The sequence below is a fragment of the Sneathiella sp. HT1-7 genome (genome assembly GCF_020731145.1).
In the GTDB taxonomy this organism is placed as follows: domain Bacteria; phylum Pseudomonadota; class Alphaproteobacteria; order Sneathiellales; family Sneathiellaceae; genus Sneathiella.
Map to the genome: position 1 here is coordinate 306,140 of NZ_JAJFZN010000002.1, position 18,559 is coordinate 324,698.

General features: G+C 52.0%; 15 protein-coding genes and 1 riboswitch. Of the genes, 8 read left to right on the plus strand and 7 right to left on the minus strand.

The genetic code is table 11. The features are described 5' to 3' along the window. Positions 1 to 2 precede the first annotated feature (2 nt). Complete coding sequence (gene cbiB / locus LKE13_RS06665; RefSeq protein WP_227949470.1) at positions 3 to 1,070, plus strand: adenosylcobinamide-phosphate synthase CbiB; 1,068 nt, start codon at positions 3 to 5, stop codon at positions 1,068 to 1,070. Here cbiB and LKE13_RS06670 read toward each other — a convergent pair. From LKE13_RS06670 to cobW, 4 genes are read right to left on the minus strand one after another with little or no spacing between them, the layout of a single operon-like run. Then, positions 1,063 to 2,526: a cobyric acid synthase gene (locus LKE13_RS06670; RefSeq protein ID WP_227949473.1), complete on the minus strand. Its 1,464-nt coding sequence runs from the start codon at positions 2,524 to 2,526 to the stop codon at positions 1,063 to 1,065. The genes cbiB and LKE13_RS06670 overlap by 8 nt on opposite strands. Further along, positions 2,526 to 3,158 carry a cob(I)yrinic acid a,c-diamide adenosyltransferase gene (gene cobO / locus LKE13_RS06675; RefSeq protein ID WP_227949475.1) on the minus strand — a complete coding sequence of 211 codons (633 nt, stop codon included), beginning with the start codon at positions 3,156 to 3,158 and terminating at the stop codon, positions 2,526 to 2,528. Before cobO ends, LKE13_RS06670 begins: the two co-directional genes overlap by 1 nt. Continuing rightward, entirely contained in the window at positions 3,155 to 6,895 is a 3,741-nt protein-coding gene (gene cobN / locus LKE13_RS06680; protein WP_227949477.1) for a cobaltochelatase subunit CobN, read from the minus strand. The genes cobO and cobN overlap by 4 nt, the downstream gene beginning before the upstream one ends. Before the next feature lies 1 nt (position 6,896). Continuing rightward, positions 6,897 to 7,925 carry a cobalamin biosynthesis protein CobW gene (gene cobW, locus LKE13_RS06685; RefSeq protein ID WP_227949479.1) on the minus strand — a complete coding sequence of 343 codons (1,029 nt, stop codon included), beginning with the start codon at positions 7,923 to 7,925 and terminating at the stop codon, positions 6,897 to 6,899. A gap of 120 nt (positions 7,926 to 8,045) precedes the next feature. Then, positions 8,046 to 8,235, minus strand: a riboswitch (cobalamin riboswitch). Positions 8,236 to 8,478: 243 nt separating this feature from the next. On the opposite strand from cobW, the gene LKE13_RS06690 reads away from it, so the two are divergent. From LKE13_RS06690 to LKE13_RS06720, 7 genes are all read left to right on the plus strand, one after another. Next, positions 8,479 to 9,309 carry an ABC transporter ATP-binding protein gene (locus LKE13_RS06690; protein WP_227949481.1) on the plus strand — a complete coding sequence of 277 codons (831 nt, stop codon included), beginning with the start codon at positions 8,479 to 8,481 and terminating at the stop codon, positions 9,307 to 9,309. Positions 9,310 to 9,393: 84 nt separating this feature from the next. After that, positions 9,394 to 10,134 carry a hypothetical protein gene (locus tag LKE13_RS06695; RefSeq protein ID WP_227949483.1) on the plus strand — a complete coding sequence of 247 codons (741 nt, stop codon included), beginning with the start codon at positions 9,394 to 9,396 and terminating at the stop codon, positions 10,132 to 10,134. 114 nt (positions 10,135 to 10,248) lie between these two features. Beyond that, positions 10,249 to 11,673: a cation:proton antiporter gene (locus LKE13_RS06700; protein ID WP_227949485.1), complete on the plus strand. Its 1,425-nt coding sequence runs from the start codon at positions 10,249 to 10,251 to the stop codon at positions 11,671 to 11,673. A gap of 98 nt (positions 11,674 to 11,771) precedes the next feature. Then, positions 11,772 to 12,335, plus strand: a complete 564-nt coding sequence (locus LKE13_RS06705) for a DUF924 family protein (protein WP_227949487.1) — start codon at positions 11,772 to 11,774, stop codon at positions 12,333 to 12,335. 34 nt (positions 12,336 to 12,369) lie between these two features. Then, on the plus strand, positions 12,370 to 13,134 hold the full coding sequence (locus LKE13_RS06710; RefSeq protein ID WP_227949489.1) for an SDR family NAD(P)-dependent oxidoreductase: 765 nt from the start codon (positions 12,370 to 12,372) through the stop codon (positions 13,132 to 13,134). Positions 13,135 to 13,252: 118 nt separating this feature from the next. Beyond that, a complete protein-coding gene (locus LKE13_RS06715) occupies positions 13,253 to 13,981 on the plus strand; it encodes a trypsin-like serine peptidase (RefSeq protein ID WP_227949491.1) in 729 nt (242 codons plus the stop codon). Positions 13,982 to 14,132: 151 nt separating this feature from the next. Next, on the plus strand, positions 14,133 to 14,450 hold the full coding sequence (locus LKE13_RS06720) for a hypothetical protein (RefSeq protein ID WP_227949493.1): 318 nt from the start codon (positions 14,133 to 14,135) through the stop codon (positions 14,448 to 14,450). 4 nt (positions 14,451 to 14,454) lie between these two features. Here the strand turns inward: LKE13_RS06720 and LKE13_RS06725 are convergent, their stop codons facing one another. The 3 genes from LKE13_RS06725 to LKE13_RS06735 all read right to left on the minus strand — a co-directional run bounded on the left by LKE13_RS06725 (position 14,455) and on the right by LKE13_RS06735 (position 18,558). After that, a complete protein-coding gene (locus tag LKE13_RS06725; RefSeq protein ID WP_227949495.1) occupies positions 14,455 to 16,521 on the minus strand; it encodes an HD-GYP domain-containing protein in 2,067 nt (688 codons plus the stop codon). Continuing rightward, positions 16,514 to 17,161: a transglutaminase-like cysteine peptidase gene (locus LKE13_RS06730; RefSeq protein ID WP_227949497.1), complete on the minus strand. Its 648-nt coding sequence runs from the start codon at positions 17,159 to 17,161 to the stop codon at positions 16,514 to 16,516. Before LKE13_RS06730 ends, LKE13_RS06725 begins: the two co-directional genes overlap by 8 nt. 68 nt (positions 17,162 to 17,229) lie before the next feature. Further along, positions 17,230 to 18,558 (minus strand): HlyD family type I secretion periplasmic adaptor subunit, encoded by a 1,329-nt coding sequence (locus LKE13_RS06735; RefSeq protein WP_227949499.1) that lies wholly within the window; start codon positions 18,556 to 18,558, stop codon positions 17,230 to 17,232. Position 18,559 lies beyond the last annotated feature (1 nt).

The window sequence follows — 18,559 nt, forward strand, 5'->3', positions numbered from 1 at the left end:
CCTTGTCCGGGGTCAACAACTTCAGGATTGACGTGCCTGCAAGCCCATATCATGTTGCGTCGATGTCCAACATACTGTTCACGTCTAGCTCTGCTTTTTTCACACCACCGTTGATTATCCTGTTGGCGCTGATTATCGATGCGCTGGCGGGGGACCCGAAGTGGCTTTACCGAACTATACCGCATCCGGTTGTTTTGCTGGGCAACCTGACCGCAATGTTGGAGAAGAATACCAACAAATCCGGAAACAGCGACTGGCAGCAGTTTCTGGCCGGTGTGCAAACCTGTGTAGCCATCATTGGTATTGCGACCGTAGCTGGATATGTCGTCGCGATACTTTGCCAGAGCTTTGCCGCTGGGATGATCTTGCTGGCAATATTGGCGAGCAGTTTGATCGCATGGCGGAGCCTTTACACTCATGTTCAGGATGTGATGATTGGTCTGGATGTCAGCCTTGACGAGGGACGAGAGGCGATCTCCCATGTCGTCGGGCGCGATCCAGAAGGTCTGGATGAGAGCGCCGTTTCGCGCGCAGCTATCGAATCGCTCTCGGAGAATTTTTCCGACGGCACGGTTGCACCTCTCTTTTGGTTTGTCTTGTTGGGACTTCCCGGGCTTTGTGCCTATAAGGCCATCAATACCCTCGATAGCATGATTGGGCATCGCAACGAGCGATATGAATATTTTGGTAAAGCTGCAGCGCGGATCGATGATGCCGCGAATTATATTCCAGCGCGATTGACCGCGCTCTTGATTGTTGTCGCGGCCTGTCTGGTGAAAGGGGCGAACGCGAAGGTCGCCCTTCGAGCCATATTCAACGACGCGCGCTATCACCGCAGTTTTAACGCGGGTTGGCCGGAGGCAGCTATGGCGGGAGCTCTCGGTATCACTCTTGCTGGTCCGCGAGTTTATGGTGGAGTTGAAGTTCCGGACCGTTGGATGAACGAGAACGGCGCGCGTGATGCTGGGCCGGAACATATCTTGCGCGCGCTCATGCTCTACCGGGTGGCGGGCGGTTTGACTATGGCGCTGCTTCTTGGCCTCGCACTTGTCATATACAGCTTTAACTGATCCCATTTGCAACCTCCAGCAGGCCGTTTAGGTCCAAATTATGCTCCATATGACTTGCAAGTTTATCTAAAGTACTCTCCACAAGATATTCAAAGTTATCAATTTTTTCATTTCGAAACTTAAACCGGTTAATAAAATTATATCGAAACTCATCGCTCGCGAACAACCCGTGTAAATAGCCCCCCATAATTCGGCTATTCGCTGAAATTGCTCCGTCTGAGCCAGAGGCAAGCGTAACAAATGGTCGATCGAGAGCCGGGCCAGTACTTCGGCCCACATGCATATGATACCCGCGTATCTTGGTGCCAGTCAGATGCTCCGATCCATCCTCCTCTATCAGTTTCTTTTCCGCCGTGAGGATGGTTTCGAAATCGAGAAGACCAAGTCCGTCGATGGTTCGCGCAGGTCCCTCAATGCCGTCCGGATCAGAGAGCTTTCGGCCCAGCATCTGATAACCCGCACAAAGACCAATGACCGTTCCATCCTGTCTGACATGGGCCTGTATATCGATATCCCATCCTTGAGATCGTATGAAATCCATATCGGCCAGCGTGGCTTTTGAGCCGGGTAGCAAAATTACATCCATTCCGGCGGGAATGGCACTGCCAGGCCGCACCATATGAACCGTTACGCCGGGCTCCGCAAGCAACGGAACAAGATCATCGAAATTGGCGATGCGTGAAAAGACAGGGACAGCAATATTGACCGTGCCCTCACGCGGGGCCTGCGATGTGATCGCGAAGGCATCTTCCGGTGGCAAGTAATGAGCCTCGGGGAAGAAAGGGAGCACACCGAAGCTTTTAAGACCAGTCTTCTCACTCATAATGCTAAGTCCGTCATCAAAGAGAGAAATATCGCCGCGAAACTTGTTGATAAGGTAGCCTTTTGTTCTCCGTTGCTCCGACGGTGAGAGCAGCATGTGCGTGCCGACAATCTGCGCGATAACGCCACCCCGGTCGATATCCCCGATCAGAGCAACCGGTATATCGGCGGCTTCGGCAAACCCCATATTGGCGATGTCATTGGCGCGGAGATTGACTTCCGCGGGGCTGCCTGCGCCCTCAACAAGCACCAAGTCAGCACCCTCCCCGATCCGGTGGAAGCTTTCCAGCACCTTCGAGAGCAGCTCCGGTTTCATCTTTTGATAATCGCGGGCGACCGCCGTGCCGTACATTTTCCCCTGCACAATCACCTGTGCGCCGATATCGCTCTGTGGCTTCAAAAGCACCGGGTTCATGTCATTGAGAAGGGGTGTTCTTGCGGCCTGCGCCTGAAGTGCCTGCGCGCGTCCAATTTCGCCCCCTTCAATCGTGACGGCCGCATTGTTCGACATGTTCTGCGGCTTGAACGGCATGACTTTCATCCCTCGATTGCTGTAGGCACGGGCGAGGCCAGCGACAAGCAAAGACTTGCCAACATCCGAACCCGTTCCTTGCAGCATGAGGGTGGCTGTCATTAGAATTCGATCCCGACCTGTGCCTTGACGCCCGAGCGGAAGGGATGCTTGATCTGCGTCATCTCGGTTACGAGATCAGCAATCTTGATCAGCTCGTCCTTGGCGTTCCGCCCCGTAACGACAACATGCAATTTTTCCGGCTTGTTCTTAAGGAACTCGATCACTTCACCAAGCGGGAGGCTATCGTATCGGAGCACGATATTTAGTTCATCAAGGATCACCATATCATAGGCGGGATTGTCCCCGCGGCTCGCCTCGATCATTTCTTTCGATTTCTTCCACGCATTCTCGGCGGCGCGGATGTCTCGCTCCCGGTCCTGGGTTTCCCAGGTAAACCCTTCGCCCATGGTGTGAATTTCGATCTGGTCAGGAAAAGCTTCCAGAACTTTGCGCTCTCCCGTTTCCCATTTTCCCTTCACATATTGCACGACGCCGACTTTCATATCGTTACCGATCGCGCGCGCGGCGAGCCCGAAGGCCGCCGTCGACTTGCCCTTGCCTTTGCCGGTATGAACAATCAGCAGGCCTTTCTCAATTGTTTTTTTTGCCAGCATCTTGTCGCGAGCTGCTTTTTTCTTTGCCGCCTTTTCATTGGCGCGGGCGATTTCTTCCGGGGTCAGCTTGGTGGTCATCGGGTTCCCTCCCGTTTCAGCATTGCAAGGTCATCGTGAATAGTGTTGCGTCGGGGACGCCAAAGGTCGCGGTCAAGCGCTTCCTGAAACCGGTCAGCCATTTCGCTCAGGGCGTCAGGGTTATTCTCTTTCAGGAAGTCACGGACCCGTCCGTCCATCAGATAGGCGTCAAAAACCGCATCAAAATGATGATCCTTTACGGCCTGTGCCGTGGCGGCGAACGCGAAAAGATAGTCGACGGTGACGGCCATTTCGAACGCACCCTTGTAGCCGTGGCGCATCACGCCCTCGATCCATTTCGGATTGGCGGCGCGGGCCCGGACGACGCGGCCCACTTCTTCCTCCAGTGTCCTGATTTTCGGGCTTTCAGGACGTGAATGGTCATTATGATAGACAGTCGGTTGCGTGCCCTTGATATGCCGGACGGCGGCCGTTACACCACCTTCAAACTGATAATAATCGTCACTGTCCAGCAAGTCATGCTCACGATTGTCTTGGTTATGGATAACGGCCTCAACATTGCCGAGCCGCTGTTCGAACAAGGATTGCTCTGCCTTACCTTCTTCGCCAGCACCATAGGCATAACCACCCCAGGCGATATATGCGCGCGCAAGATCACCGGAGTCCGTCCAGCCTTTTTCATCGATTAAAGCCTGTAATCCTGCACCATAGGCGCCCGGCTTACTGCCAAAAAGGCGATAGCCCGCTCGCTTTTCAGCAATTTCTTCGGAAATGCCCGCTTTCACGAGTTTATCTTTATCAGCACGGACATGCGCGGCGAGGGGGTTGGTTTTTTCGTCTTCATCCAATGCAGCGACGGCCCTAACGGCACTATCAAAAAGTGCCATCTGCTGCGGGAAGGCATCGCGGAAAAAGCCGGAAATGCGCAGCGTTACGTCAACGCGGGGCCGATCCAGCAACTCCGTGGACATGATCTCAAATCCAGTGACCCTGTTGGATGCCTTATCCCATGTTGGTCGAACGCCCATCAGTGCAAGAGCCTGAGCAATATCATCCCCGCCGGTTCTCATGTTGGACGTACCCCATGCACTTAGGATCATCGTCTTTGGCCATGCACCATTTTCCTGCCGAAAGCGATCAACAAGAAGTCCTGCGGACTTCCAGCCCAGCAACCAGGCTGTCGGGGTCGGGACTGCGCGACTATCGACGGAATAGAAGTTTTTCCCCGTCGGAAGCACATCATTCCGGCCACGCGTGGGCGCACCGGAAGGTCCGGGCTCAACAAACTGTCCGTTCAACCCTTTAAGAAGGCCGGCTAACTCCGCCTTGCCGCTGGTTTTGACGGTCGGCCGCAGATGATTCTCAAGGCCATTCAGCACCGTCTTTGTCCGATGCCAACCTTCTTCGGGAGACGTCTCACCAGATACAAGAGCGGCGGCAAGCTGTTCGATCCGTTCCACAGTATCGCCGTTGGATCGCCAGGTTCCCTCAAAGTCTAGAGCTTCAGGGCGGGCGCCATCCCATTCTGCGCCCATCTCGCAATCGAGAGGATCGAAATCCTCCAGCAAATTAAGATCCAGCGCGATGCTGCGGATAAGGGAGGCATTCGCGCCGTCGCCATCTCCGCGTGGAATGCGTAGGAGCGCGACCAGCAGATCGGTGAGCTGTCGACCGGACGGAGATTTTCCGAAAATATGAAGGCCATCGCGGATTTGCAGCTCCTTCAATTCGCACAGATAATTATCGAGCTTGGTAAGTCGTTCATCTTCTGGCTCGTCAGGAGCAATTCCACAGTCAATATTGATGCCCGACATCTCTGTCAGTTCAAGAATTTGCTCCCGCAGCAGGGCGATGCGCCGGGGATCGACGCCGGCGGCTTCATAATATTCATCGACAAGTCGTTCCAGATCAGCAAGCGGGCCATAGCTTTCCGCACGGGTCATGGGCGGCGTCAAATGGTCGATAATGACGGCACTGGCGCGACGCTTCGCCTGCGTTCCCTCGCCAGGATCATTCACGATGAAGGGATAGAGATGCACTGTCGGGCCAAAAACAGCCTCGGGGTAGCACTCACGGGAAAGCGCAACGGATTTGCCCGGCAGCCATTCCAAGTTGCCGTGTTTCCCCATATGGACAACGGCGTGAACCTGTTCTTCCTCTCGAAGCCAGGCATAGAAGGCGAGATATCCGTGCGGGGGAACGAGGTCCGGGTCATGATAGCTCGCTGTCGGGTCGATATTATAGCCGCGTGCGGGCTGGATGCCGACGATCACATTGCCGAGTCGACGGGCTGCGAGGAGAAACTGCTCCCCTTCGATGAACGGATCACTTTCCGGGTCGCCCCATCTTTCGATGATTTCGTTTTGCAGCTTTTCTGGTAAGGTCCTGAAGTATTCGCGATAGCGGGAGAGGGGATAGGCAATGCCGTTTTCCCTTTTTGCCTTCTTGTCTCGGTCATTCGTCGGCCCGTCCAGCAAACCCTTTATCAGGGCATTCCCATTCTCGGGAATGCTTGAGACCGAGTATCCTTCGGATTGCAACGCATTCAGGACTTCGATGGAACTCGCGGGCGTATCAAGGCCAACGCCATTTCCGATCCGGCCGTTCTTGTTGGGATAGTTCGCAAGGATCAGTGCGATTTTCCGGTTCGTCCGCTGCGTGTTGCGCAGCCGCGTCCAGTTTGCCGCAAGATCGGCAACGAAATCCACTCGGTCCTGCACAGGTTTATAGGTGATAATATTCGTTTGTGTCGCCTCGTCATATCCACCGTCGGCCTTAAACGAAACGGCACGCGAGAGAATTCGTCCATCTACTTCGGGTAAGGCGACATTCATGGCTATATCGCGGGAGGAAAGGCCGGTGACACCTTCCTTCCAATGGTCTTCATTGCCGCCAGAAAAAATCACCTGCAGAATTGGGCAATCAGCGGCGTCAAAGGGAGTGGATTTTCTCGCTCCACCGGGGCTGGAAATAGCGAAGCCAGTGGCATTCAACAACACAGACGGCGGTGCTTCGGCTAGTAGATGTTCGACAATCTCCGCCGAAACTGGATCCTTCAGGCTGGAGACGAAAATGGGAAGCGGGTTTAGTCCACGGCTTGAAAGGGCTTCGATCAGGGCATCCACCGGGGCTAGACTATTCGCTTGATACAGCGCACGGTAAAAAATAATGCCGGTAACTGGTGTATCTTCCTTCCAGTGCCGCCGAATATCCGCCATGCTCAGTTGTGTCTCATTCGGCCAGTACAATCCAGCCTTTAACAGCGGCTTGGGTTCGCGCCAATCGGTTTCATGATCCAGTAGATACGCACTATAATCCAGAAAACCTGAGTAATTCTCTTCACCGCCTTCAACAAGATACCGCCAGAGCCGATGGGCTGTCCCATGCGGAACGGTATTGAGGGCGGCGAGTTCTTCATCCGGTTGATCATCCCCCGGCAGGAAAGCAAGCATAATTCCTTTTGCGCGACAGCATTCGGTGATTTTTTCCACCGCATAGGGCCAGTAGCCGATTCCGCCCAACAGGCGGACAACCACCAGCTTTGCGTTGGCAATCATATCCTCAACATAGATATCGACGGAAAGATTGTGGGACAGCTGCATTGTATTGGCAAGCCGGAGGGATGGCGCGCGTTCACACGCCTTCTGGCTCAGTGCCAGGCTTGACAGCTCCGTATCCGCCGCGGACAGAAAAATGATATCACCCGGCACCTGTTCGAGATCAACCGCTTCCGATCCATCAGCAATGCCGCCGGGTATGGCCGCCAGAAGATGCATGTTAGCCCTTTATTATTTTGGTGATGGTGGACTGATCCATATCGTGCTCGCCAATTATCACGAGCTTGCTGATACGTTTCTCATCGGCGGCCCATTCCCGATCATAATAGTGCTGTAACCGACTGCCGACGCCCTGCAGAACGAGCCGCATATCCTTGTCCTTCACGGTAAGGAAACCTTTCACCCTCAAAATATCTTCCGCGGCGATGGCCTTTTCCAGCTTGGCAATCAGTGTTTCTGGAGATGTGATCTCCCCGACCTCCAGAACAAAACTGTCAAAGTCGTCATGCTCATGGTCATCGGCATCATCATGAACCGACGGGCGCGCGTCTAGATCATCCTCTGCCGCCGCACCAAGACCCAGCAGAACCCGAGCGTCCAGCTTACCATGGCTCGTCTGGAGCATTTTCACCTGTGGACGGAGACGATCCTTTAGTCCGGCGGTGGCCGAGGAGAGTTCCTCATCTGCAAGCATGTCCGCCTTGTTGAAAATGATCATGTCGGCGCAATTGATCTGATCATCGAACAGCTCTTCCAGCGGGCTGTCATGATCCAGCATTTCGTCAGCTTCCCGCTGGGCCTGCACGGCGTCGGGGTTAGCGGCAAACAACCCATCACGATAGGCCGGGCCATCAATCACGGTAACCACTCCGTCGACTGTTACTTGCGTGCGCACTTCGGGCCATCCAAAGGCCCGGACAAGCGGTTTTGGAAGTGCAAGGCCAGAGGTTTCGACAATAATATGATCGGGGCGATCTTCGCGGCTTAGTATTTTCTGTATGGTGGGGAGGAAATCATCGGCAACCGTGCAACAAATACAGCCGTTGGCAAGCTCGACAATGTCTTCTTCCGTGCAGTTTTCATTGCCGCATCCCTTGAGGAGGTCCCCGTCGACGCCAAGGTCGCCGAACTCATTGATGATAAGTGCCAATTTTCGGCCCTCCGAATTTTCGATTAGGTGGCGGATCAGGCTGGTCTTGCCCGCGCCAAGGAAACCGGTGATAACGGTTGCCGGTATTTTCTCACTCATATCATTACTCCGGGGGAAAATGTCGCGCAGGCCAAAGGGTTGGCCGGGCAGGGGCGTTTGGAATTAGGGTGCGGATTTCGCAATGTCATTACGCTCATCATGATCCTCCGTCATGCAGCAGAAATTGATACAGTTGATGGCAGGTCTCCTGGCTTGCGAATGGCACCGGCACTTACCTTCCCGATTGTCTCAGTGGTTTTTTGTGCAGGCTAGTCGCATACAGTTGCGGGGACAGCCGCGGCATTGACCCATGGATCGCACCGCATTCCCTTATAATCCCTGATTGGGAACCATCGGAGCGGACGCTACGGCGGAAAGCGTTGCCTGTCAATCCATTGACGGTGCTTTTATCGATTTGCCCAATGGTCCGGGCTTTTTTAGGATGCCCCCTCGACCGGCTTCCGTTCAGAGTAGTCCAAAACAGAGCCCCCGGTGATTCTGCGAGACAGAAATCATCAGTCCTGCCAACGATATTGAGATCCATCTCATTTAGTATTGGAAATGGCGTAATTATTCGAACTCGGCATCCCTTAAACTGCTTCGTGATTGCAGAATGCAGTTTGTTTTCGCAAATTTATCCTGTAGTTTCTTTGCCATGGCGGAAACAGCGAAAAATAAAATTGTCGTCAAGGACCTGTATAAGAGCTTTGATGGCGTTCAGGTTTTGAACGGCATAAATCTTGAGGTGAAAGCTGGCGAGATTCTAACTTTGATTGGGCCGTCAGGCGCTGGCAAGACGTTGACGCTGAAATGCATTCTCGGATTGATCAAACCCGACAGTGGCTCGATCCTCCTCGACGGGAAAGAAGTTAGCGATATGCCGGAGAAGGACCGGATGGAATTTTTCCGAAAATTCGGTATTCTGTTTCAGCGTTCGGGATTGTTCGACGGCCTTCGGGTCTGGGAGAACATCGGCTTTCGCCTGAATCAGCAATCCGGTGTGAACAAGCAGGATGTCAAGGCAATGGCCATCAAGAAGCTGCGCTCTGTCGGACTGTCGGCGGATGTAGCTGACTTATTCCCGTCGGAACTCTCCGGCGGTATGCAGAAACGTGTTGGGTTCGCCCGTGCAATAGCCGGGGATCCTCCGATCCTGTTTCTGGATGAGCCAACTGCCGGGCTCGATCCGATAATGAGCAATGTCATCAATGATCAGATTTTCAATAACGTTCGTGAACTCGGCAGTACAGTTATGGCGATAACCAGTAACTTGCTGACAGCACGTATTATTTCCGACCGCATCGCCATGCTGCATGAGGGACGCGTTGTCTGGACGGGCGACGTCCGTGAAGCGGGGCATACGGATGATCCATATGTGTCGCAGTTCTGGAATAAGCGAAAAGATGGACCAATTCAGATGTCGGTTTCGACTGTTTCAGCCTGAATTTCCGTTATTTGGTGATCACGTAAAACATCCTGAAAGCGTCTAGTTTGGGCTTTGTTAGCGAGTCAAATTAGCGTGGTTTCCATGAATGATGGCAAAAGTGACAGCCTGACAGCTTCAGATTTATTGACGCCACGGGACAATCTGCCGTGGCGCAAAGAAGAGCAGGCTCTGACCCGCTGGGTGCGCCCCTTTATAATAGATAACGCGGTTACACGGACGCATTGCACGTCAGTATTAACACAGGAAAGAAGGGAGCGAACACTCCTTCGGGATTCCGTTGAAGGGGAACTCGCGCGGCTGTCTTCAGTTAAGCAACGCTTCTGGATCGCTGAGTATAGATTTCTTGAAAAACTGCTGTTGTTCAGACAGCTCGTGACTTATGCGCCGTCTTTTCTGAACCTCTCGCATATCATGCCAAAAAAGCTGATTTATTGCAGACGGATGGTGGTGCGGTCATACCTTGAACAGAGTTCTCTTCCTAATACGCCCTTTGTCGAAAAGCTGTGTAGGCAGTTTGTGCGCAGTTGCGTGTTCTTCTATCCGGCGGAAAAACTCATCGAGGCAAGCGATAAATTCATATGTCTAGCTGGGAAATCAGCGGATCAGTCAAGAGCGGCGAACCGGCAACGGATTGCCATGGAGTTGCGTGCACTTCAATTGATGAGTGATCGGGAAATATGCGATCAATTCAGATGCGAGGATGCATATTTGAATGAACTTGCCCTGTTGACCAAGCTCGCGCGCAATTATCGCCTGGGCGTTGATGATATTTTTCGGATAACGGCAGACGAAATCAGCAATTTCTGGAATTTTCAGGGCTAAAAGATGGAAATGATGCAGAAAACATGCCGTTGAGCGATGCGTGCCTTGCGCTTTTTTATCCGTAATCGTACCCTTATTTTTTAACCGCTTTTCTTGCAGGTTTCGCAGCGCACAATGCACCAACTTACGGATATTGCCATCATTGCCACGATAGCCCTGATGTTCGGGATGATCATGACACGGCTTAGGCAGCCGGCAATTGTCGGTTACTTGCTAACCGGAATGGTGCTGGGGCGTTCGGTTTTCGGGTTTGTTGAAGATCGTGAAAATGTTGAAATTCTAGCCGAGCTTGGGGTGTTGCTGCTGCTCTATCTGATCGGGATGGAACTCAACCTGAAGTCCTTTATGCGCATCTGGAAAACGGCAATTGGCGGCGTTTTTCTTCAGGTTGCGGTCTCTTATGTTGTCGTCGGACTGATTGCACTTTTTCTGGATTGGCCGTGGGAATTGACCTTACTTCTGGCCTTCAGCCTGTCGATCAGTTCGACCGCCGTTGCAGTTAAAATTCTCGAAGACATAGGGGAACTTCACCAGAGGACCGGTAATATCGCGGTGGGTCTTCTCATCGCACAGGATCTTGCGGTGGTGCCGATGCTGCTTATCGTTGGCAGCCTCTCAGGTGAGGCGTTGAATGTACCCGTACTCCTCTTGACACTCGGACTGGCGGTGGCCTTCCTGATAGGTCTTATTCTCTTCCTGAGCCGCAGGGAACGCATTCACCTGCCATTCTTGAAAGCCATTTCCGGTCATGCGGACCTTACGCCCTTGTTCGGGATTGTTTTCTGTCTCGGGCTTGCGGCGATTAGCGGCCTTTTCGGTATGTCTCCTGCGTTTGGGGCGTTTCTTGCCGGCCTTATCATTGGGAACAGCCAGGAACGAAAAGGTATCGTCGAAGCAACGCAGCCGATCCAGTCGATTTTGCTAATGATCTTTTTTCTTTCCATCGGCCTGCTGATAGATGTCACCTATATCTGGCAGAATATTGGCCTTGTCCTGTTGATGCTGCTGCTGGTGATTGTCGGAAAAACGGCCATCAATATCGTCATTTTGAGGGTAACGGGCGTTGACTGGCGTTCCGCCTTTATCGCTGGGACCGCATTGGGCCAGGTAGGGGAATTCTCTTTTCTTCTTATGGCAACGGGGAGCGCAAGCGGCTATGTGTCGCGTGATATCTCTCAGTTGATGATTACGGTGATTGCGCTCAGTCTGATGATCAGCCCGCTCTGGCTTCTGACGGCCCGGCGCGCGCAGAGCGTTGCAGCCGGTCAGGCCAGCAATTTCCAGGTCTTCTGGAATAAGGCTTACGGTAAGGAGACCTTGGCAGTAGTTCGCATTTTCAGGGCAACGATAGGATATCTCGGCTCATTAACAGGCGGAACGTCGTCGCAGGCGCAGACCGCGGCCCAAACGGATGCCGGAGAAGTGGCGTCGCCTTCCCGCGCGGAAGGATCGGAAATCATCATCCAGAGTGAAGATGCTGCATCCTATCAGGCAATTCTGGAAGATGAGCGGGGCAGCGATCAAAAAGACAAGAATTAGTATCGCGTCTTGTCACGTTATGCTGTGATCTATAGATTTCGCCCAAACAGAACCAACACTCAGCATGATCGGTTGACATGAACATAAAGAGGCAGCCCATGGACCGAATTCAGGAAATTCTCGACTTCTGGTTTTTACCAGAAGGCCATGCGGAATACGGCAAACCGCGCGAGGCATGGTTCAAAAAAGATGAAGATTTTGACGCGGAAATTCGAGAACACTTCCTTGATGATTTCGAAAAAGCGGAATCCGGTGCGTATCTCGACTGGACGGAAAGCGCTCGCGGTTCTCTCGCGCTAATCTTGTTGTTCGATCAGTTTACGCGGAATATGTTTCGGGACTCGCCGCGTGCTTTCGATGCTGATGGCAAGGCGAGGGAGATTGCGCGCCATATGCTCTCTCGCGGGTACTATGATGAACTTGGTGCTGTGCAAAAGCAGTTTGCAACCCTTCCGTTTGAGCATAGCGAGGATCTTGAGGATCAGAAGCTTTCGATGCAGTTGTTTAAAAAACTTGGTTCGGATGAACTGGTAGATTATGCAGAGCGGCATTATGTCATTATTGAAAAGTTCGGCCGATTCCCGCACCGGAATGAGCAGTTGGGACGGCAAAACACCGAAGAAGAAGAGGCTTTCTTAAAAGAGCCTAATTCTTCCTTTTAGATAAACGTCTTAATATAACGAACGGGAAAAATACATGGGTCAGTTATCAGATCAGGTTATTATTTTAACAGGTGCCAGTCGGGGTATAGGTGCCGCTGCGGCTTTGGAGCTTGCTGCAAATGGTGCGAAACTCTGTCTGAGTGCGCGCTCCGCCAGCTCTTGCAGCGGTGTCCTTGAGCAGATCAAGAATTCGGGCGGTGAGGCGTTCGCCGCGAGTTGTGATGTGTCCGACTATGCAGCTGTTGAAAAAATGACGGCGGAAACGATGGATCGCTTTGGTCGGATCGATGCCTTGGTCAATAACGCTGGCATCGTCGACCCGATTGGTGCGATCGCGACGAGCGATCCTGACGAATGGGCGCAAAATATTTCGGTTAATCTCGTGGGTGTCTATAACGGGATACGCGCTGTTCTTCCGCATTTCTTGAAACAGAGTTCTGGGGTGATTATCAACATCAGTTCCGGCGCGGCGCATGGTCCGATGGACGGATGGAGTGCATACTGTTCAGGAAAGGCCGGCGTTTATATGATGACCCGTGCAACAGCGTTGGAGGCTGGCGAAAAGGGTGTTCGTGTATATGGGTTTGCCCCGGGAATCGTCGATACGGACATGCAGGGGGTGATCCGCGCCTCGGGTATCAATTCGGTCAGTCAAATTCCGCGCGAGAATCTTGCACCGGCTGATGAACCTGCGAAGGCCATTGCCTGGTTGTGCAGTGACGCGGCCAGTGATCTGGCCGGTCAGGAACTATCGATCCGTGACGAGACACTCCGCAAGAGGATTGGACTTTCTGTCTAAGCCCGCGTCCATGAGGCAAAATGCCCGATCTGTTTATGCAAGCCTTAAAAACGCGGTTTGCATTTGCCTCATCTTCTCTATCGCGTTCGTCCTGGTTCCGGAGTTCGTTCGCGCCGAAATGTCTGTCCCGGATAAGGTGCTTAAGGTTCCGGGAATTAAAGGCGATGATAATCGGGTGCGTGTCAAGATCTCGGATTATCCCTGGCGTATGATCGGACGACTAAACCGAAGCGGCAGTCATTGCACGGGTATCCTCGTGGGGCCGGTATCGGTACTGACAGCGGCCCATTGTTTTTGGGATAATCGGCGTCAACAATGGTCGGTGCCAAGCGCGTTTCATTTCGTGCTTGGCTATGAGAAGGGGGACGTGAAGGCACATTCCAGGATCGAGCGGTTTGAATTGCCGGATGGGCGGCAACCTACTTCTCTTGATAAAAAGTCGACGCTGGAAAATGATTGGGCAATTGCAACATTAAAAAACCCACTTGGGGAGGAATTCGGCTTTGCGCCTGTAGCCGCTTTTAATCTTCGCGAATTAAAAGATGTTCTCGCCAGCGGAGCTGTTGTTGTTCAGGCTGGCTATAGCCGGGATATTGCACATATGTTGACCGCAGATAAAGATTGCGAGATCAGCAGTATCCAGCAAAGTAAATCCGGCTTGCTGTTGCGGCACCAATGTGATGCAACGCAGGGCGATTCGGGCTCTCCTCTTTTTCTGTATGACGGAAAGTCGTACTCACTTATCGGAATTCATGTTGCGACAATGTCGAATTCCAAGGGGATGAACGATGGAATTGCGGTGTCCTTGGACATGTTCAGGAACCGTGTGTCACAACTGCAAAAATAATGAGAAGAACAAATTTTTAGGCAAATACGGCGAAATTTATTATGATCTACCTCATATGGGGGATGAAATGCGATGTCCCGACGGATAAAGTAATAAAGAATTAACCAAGGCCTTTTTATCTTACCTTGGGTGCGCAGGGGTAGTGGCGACTATGAGTGATAAGCAAACAGATCAAAATCAGTTGATCGAAGATGATCAGGCTGTATCTGAAAATAGTGAAACGGCGGACCTTGCTTTCCTGGAGTTGGATGAGAATGGAACCGTTGATCTGGATGCCTTGTTTGATGCATTGAATATCGCGGCGGAAGAAAACGGCAGTTCCATGGAATTTGCCGAAAGCGGTGATGGCGATACAGGTACGCTGACACTTTCAGGCGCGGAATTAAATTTTGGCAATGTCGCCTCTGAAGACCTGCCGGATGCGACGGATTTACTTCTGAAAAGTAATATCGTTTCTGACGAGTCTTGAGTTTTTAGCCCTTCTTGCTTTTCTCGATATTTGCCTTGAAGTCGGCACCGGTTTCAGTCTCGAAAAAGCGCATCATCGCATCAACAACTTCTGGGTCGTATTTTTCCGGATTGAGTTTAAACACGCGAAGGGCCTCGTCAACACTGATAGCCTCGCGGTAAGAACGCGGTGAAATTCGTGCAATCAGGATATCCGCCATCCCGAGAATGCGGGCCGGCATATCGATTTCATCCTTTGTTAGGCCTTTTGGATAACCGGTCCCGTCAAGAAGCTCGTTAATTTGGGTGACGGCATCAAGGACTTCTTTTTCCACATCGGCGTTACTTAGAATCTTTTCGGCGATCAATACATGTTTCTGCATCACTTTCTGTTCTTTTTCACTCAGCCGTACATCCTTTTCCCTAATCTCGCGCGGGATGGATATTTTACCGATCTGTGAAAGATGCGCACCGGTGTTGATTATTTTGATCATTTCAGGAGACAGCCCCAGCTCCACTGAGATGTGATTGGCAATCTGCGCCATTCGAATGGAATGATCTGACAGATAAGGGTCATTAGCTTCCAGCATCTGGGCAAGAACAGTAATGGCTTTGCGATCCATTTCCTCTTTCCGGCGCTGGAATTTCACATAGTCGGTGATGTCACTGCTGACTGTGACAATGCCAAGGAATGCTCCGTCTTCATTGAGAAAGCGGGATTTAGCGATCCTCAGAATCCGCGTTCCGTCCCGCCTTTCAATTTCGACAAAGGCGTTGACCGTCTGTTCCGTCGCGATGGCCTTGCGATCATGTTCAGCAAGATCTCGGGCGGCCTTTTCGCCAAACAACTCACGATCCGTTTTGCCGGGAATGGATCGAAGCGGGTAATCAGCGACCCTGGCGAGGGATGGATTCGCGTAGATGTAACGCCCTTCCGGGTCGGTTAGGCCGATCAGTTCATCTATTGTGTTGTTGATACTTCCCAGCAACCGTCGTTGTGTGTTTATCTGGTCTGCAAATTCCTTGTACTGTTGGGCGAGTGCGCGGGCGCTTTGTCCCTTTAGGGTCAGCCAGATCACGACGAGAACGGTAAAGACAATAATGAGGAAGCTGAACGCGAGGCCAATGACAAACATCGCATAGGTCCGAAGCGGCGCCAATGCTTTATCGCTGGACACCTGCTGAAAGACCACAAAGTGAGTGTTCGGAACCAGCGCCCCGGAGGAAAAGACACTGTTGCTGTTTTCTCGAGCTATTTCCTGAAAGTTTGTTGCGCCGGGCGCAAGCTGCGCATCTTCCTGAGGTGCAATAAATGGAGGTTTTAGCGGGAACAGCTCATAATATTTTCCATCCGCTTCCTGATAAAGCTTAGTCACATCCGGCTGATTATTATAGAGCGGTGCGTTCAATAGTTCTGAAAGCGCATTTGATGCCGGGACGGTGAGTAGCAGAGCCCCGACTATGACATCATTACCGCTGCTGTTGGGTTCGCGTTGCGCCGCATGAATTGGCAGGACGAAGTCAAAAACAAGCCCGGCATCGCTCGCACGAAGAGGTAGGAAAGTTACTTCTGTTTTCTCATACTGCGCTTGCGCGGTTGAGCGTTGATTGTCCGTTAGGGACGGAGCATTTCCGGAAGCAAGATAAGCACGGCCATCTTTACCGATAAGGTATGCTCCAATAAGTTCCGCCTGATTGACGAAATTTGAGAACGCGTTCTGCATGTAAGGCAGTTGATCATTCAGTGATTTTGGGAGCTTGCCGTCACCCACAAAATTAATTTCTGTGGCAAACAGCTTGAAAAGTTCATTTTCTGCGATCCGGTTGGCGTCTTCGACTTCACCCGCAAGCCAGGTTTCCATCACTTGTGCCTTGCCGGCCGCGCTCACATCAAGGCGTTTTTGAAGCTCCCCGACTAATTCCTGTTTGCGAGACTCTATTGCGTAGTCACACAGAAAGTATCCCAGGATCGCAAAGACGATGAGAAAAAACGCGGCAATCTTCCAGGGGGCTTTGCGAAAAAGGTTGCTATCGCTTGGCGCACGGTCGGAAAGAAATGAATTTAGTTCAAGCTTGGCTGTTGCATCAGTCATTTTGGTTGCTCCCTGCGGCATCTTGCGCGGTCAGGAAATCAAGGGGAATATGGGCCCATCTCCTATTTTCATTAACGGAGTAGAACGGGACGTAATAGTTGACGAGGCGTTCTTCCAGTATGGTATCGTTCAGGTTGTCGAGAACATAGCGTTTGCCCCGGCGCTCGACGCTTAATACGGCATGTGCCTTGTTGCGCAGGACATCGTTGGCGATAACAATACGCATGGCATCGGGGTCAAAACCGAGCTCTTTAAGGCTGACATATTTCATGATGGCGAAATCTCTTGATCCGCCGCCATTTGAAATAAACTCAAGCGGCGACGCCCAATGGCTGTCAGATAATGCCCCTGCGTCGTCGGGAATAAATTTCCAGCCATTTAGAAAACTGTTCAGTTCCTGCATCTGGATGCGCTTAGGAGAATTTTGTAGTTCTGCGATTTTCGTGCGCCACAACGTCATCTGTTGCGACTCACAATCCTCGATGCGGGCATCGCATTTGGCGGCAGCATTTGCGAGCTGGGGAAAACTCGCTTTAACTTTGAGCCAGAGGGGTAGGGCTGCCAGATTATCTGATGAAATTTCGACTAAGCCGAAAAGGCCCTTTTCCGTCACGTCCGCGTGAGCGGTCGCACCGGTCACTGGGCCTAAAAGGAAAAGACCCGTTAGCAGAAAAGCGGTGGCGTGCTTTATCATTCTATTGTGTATCATCACCGTTCCCTCAATGCCGTATCCCGTGTTTTCAGGATAGGTTTCAGGATATAGTCCAGCACTGTTTTATGGCCTGTGAGGATATCGACAGAGGCGACCATGCCGGGAATAATTGGATAGGAGTTTTCCCCGCGTTTGAGGAAATTCTGGTTTGTACGAACGATGATCTGATAATAGCTTTCGCCGGATTTCTCATCAACAATCGTATCGGCACTGATCCGTTCAAGCTTGGCTGGCAATCCGCCATAAATTGAGTAGTCATAAGCCGTGATCTTTACTGTGGCTTCTTGTCCTGGCCGCAAAAAAGCGATGTCGGCCGGGCGAATATTCGCTTCCACCAAAAGCGTATCGTCGATTGGCACTATTTCAATAATATCCTGACCCGGTTTGACGACGCCGCCAATGGTCTGGATTTTAACGTCCTTTACTTCACCAGTTACAGACGAGCGCACATCCGTCCGTGCAACACGATCCTTGACACCGAGAATGGCCTGACGAGCCGCCTCATACTCCGCACGTGTCTGGCTCAGTTCTTGTGATGCAGTACTTTTGAAACTGAGAATTTTTTCCTCAATTCGCTGATTAGCTTCCTTAAGCGCGCCTTCAACACGTGGCTTGGAAAGCTCGGATGCAGAAATCTGCCCTTTCAGGTCGTTAATTTCCCGGCGTAGCTTGAGAGATTCCACCTTTGGGACAATCCCTTTCTTGACGAGAGGTGCCGTAATTTCCATTTCTTCATTGGCGAGTCCGAGGCTGGCACGGAGCTGTCTCAGGCGACCATTAATCTCTGCAATTTCTTGGTTTCGCTGTTGCGCCTGTTGCCGCAAGATTTGTATTTGCGATTGGAGTTCAGCCTGCCGCGCATTATACAGATTTAGCTCGCGCACGGAAATGTCCTTACGCTCCGCCAGAAGTTCAGCAGGGAAGGTAAGGGGTTCACCCGTGGCCTCCGCTTCAAGACGGGCGATACGCCCCATCAGGTTAAGATAATTGGATTCGATTTCTCCCGCGCGGGAGGAAAAGCCGGTATCGTCAATGCGTAGAAGAATCTGGCCCTTTTCGACGATATCGCCTTCATGTACCAGCAATTCTCTGAGGATGCCGCCTTCCAGATTCTGGATAATTTGTACTTGGCTGGACGGGATGACCTTGCCGTCGCCGCGGGTGACTTCATCCAGAACCGCATTTTTTGCCCAGATGAACCCGACAACGAAAAAGGCGATTACACCAAACAGCAGGAGGAAAGAACGCGGATGCGGGCCTTGTACTCTCGCGGCTACGACGTCCGACGCGAAATCTGAGTCATTCCATTTTAAATTGTCTGCCATA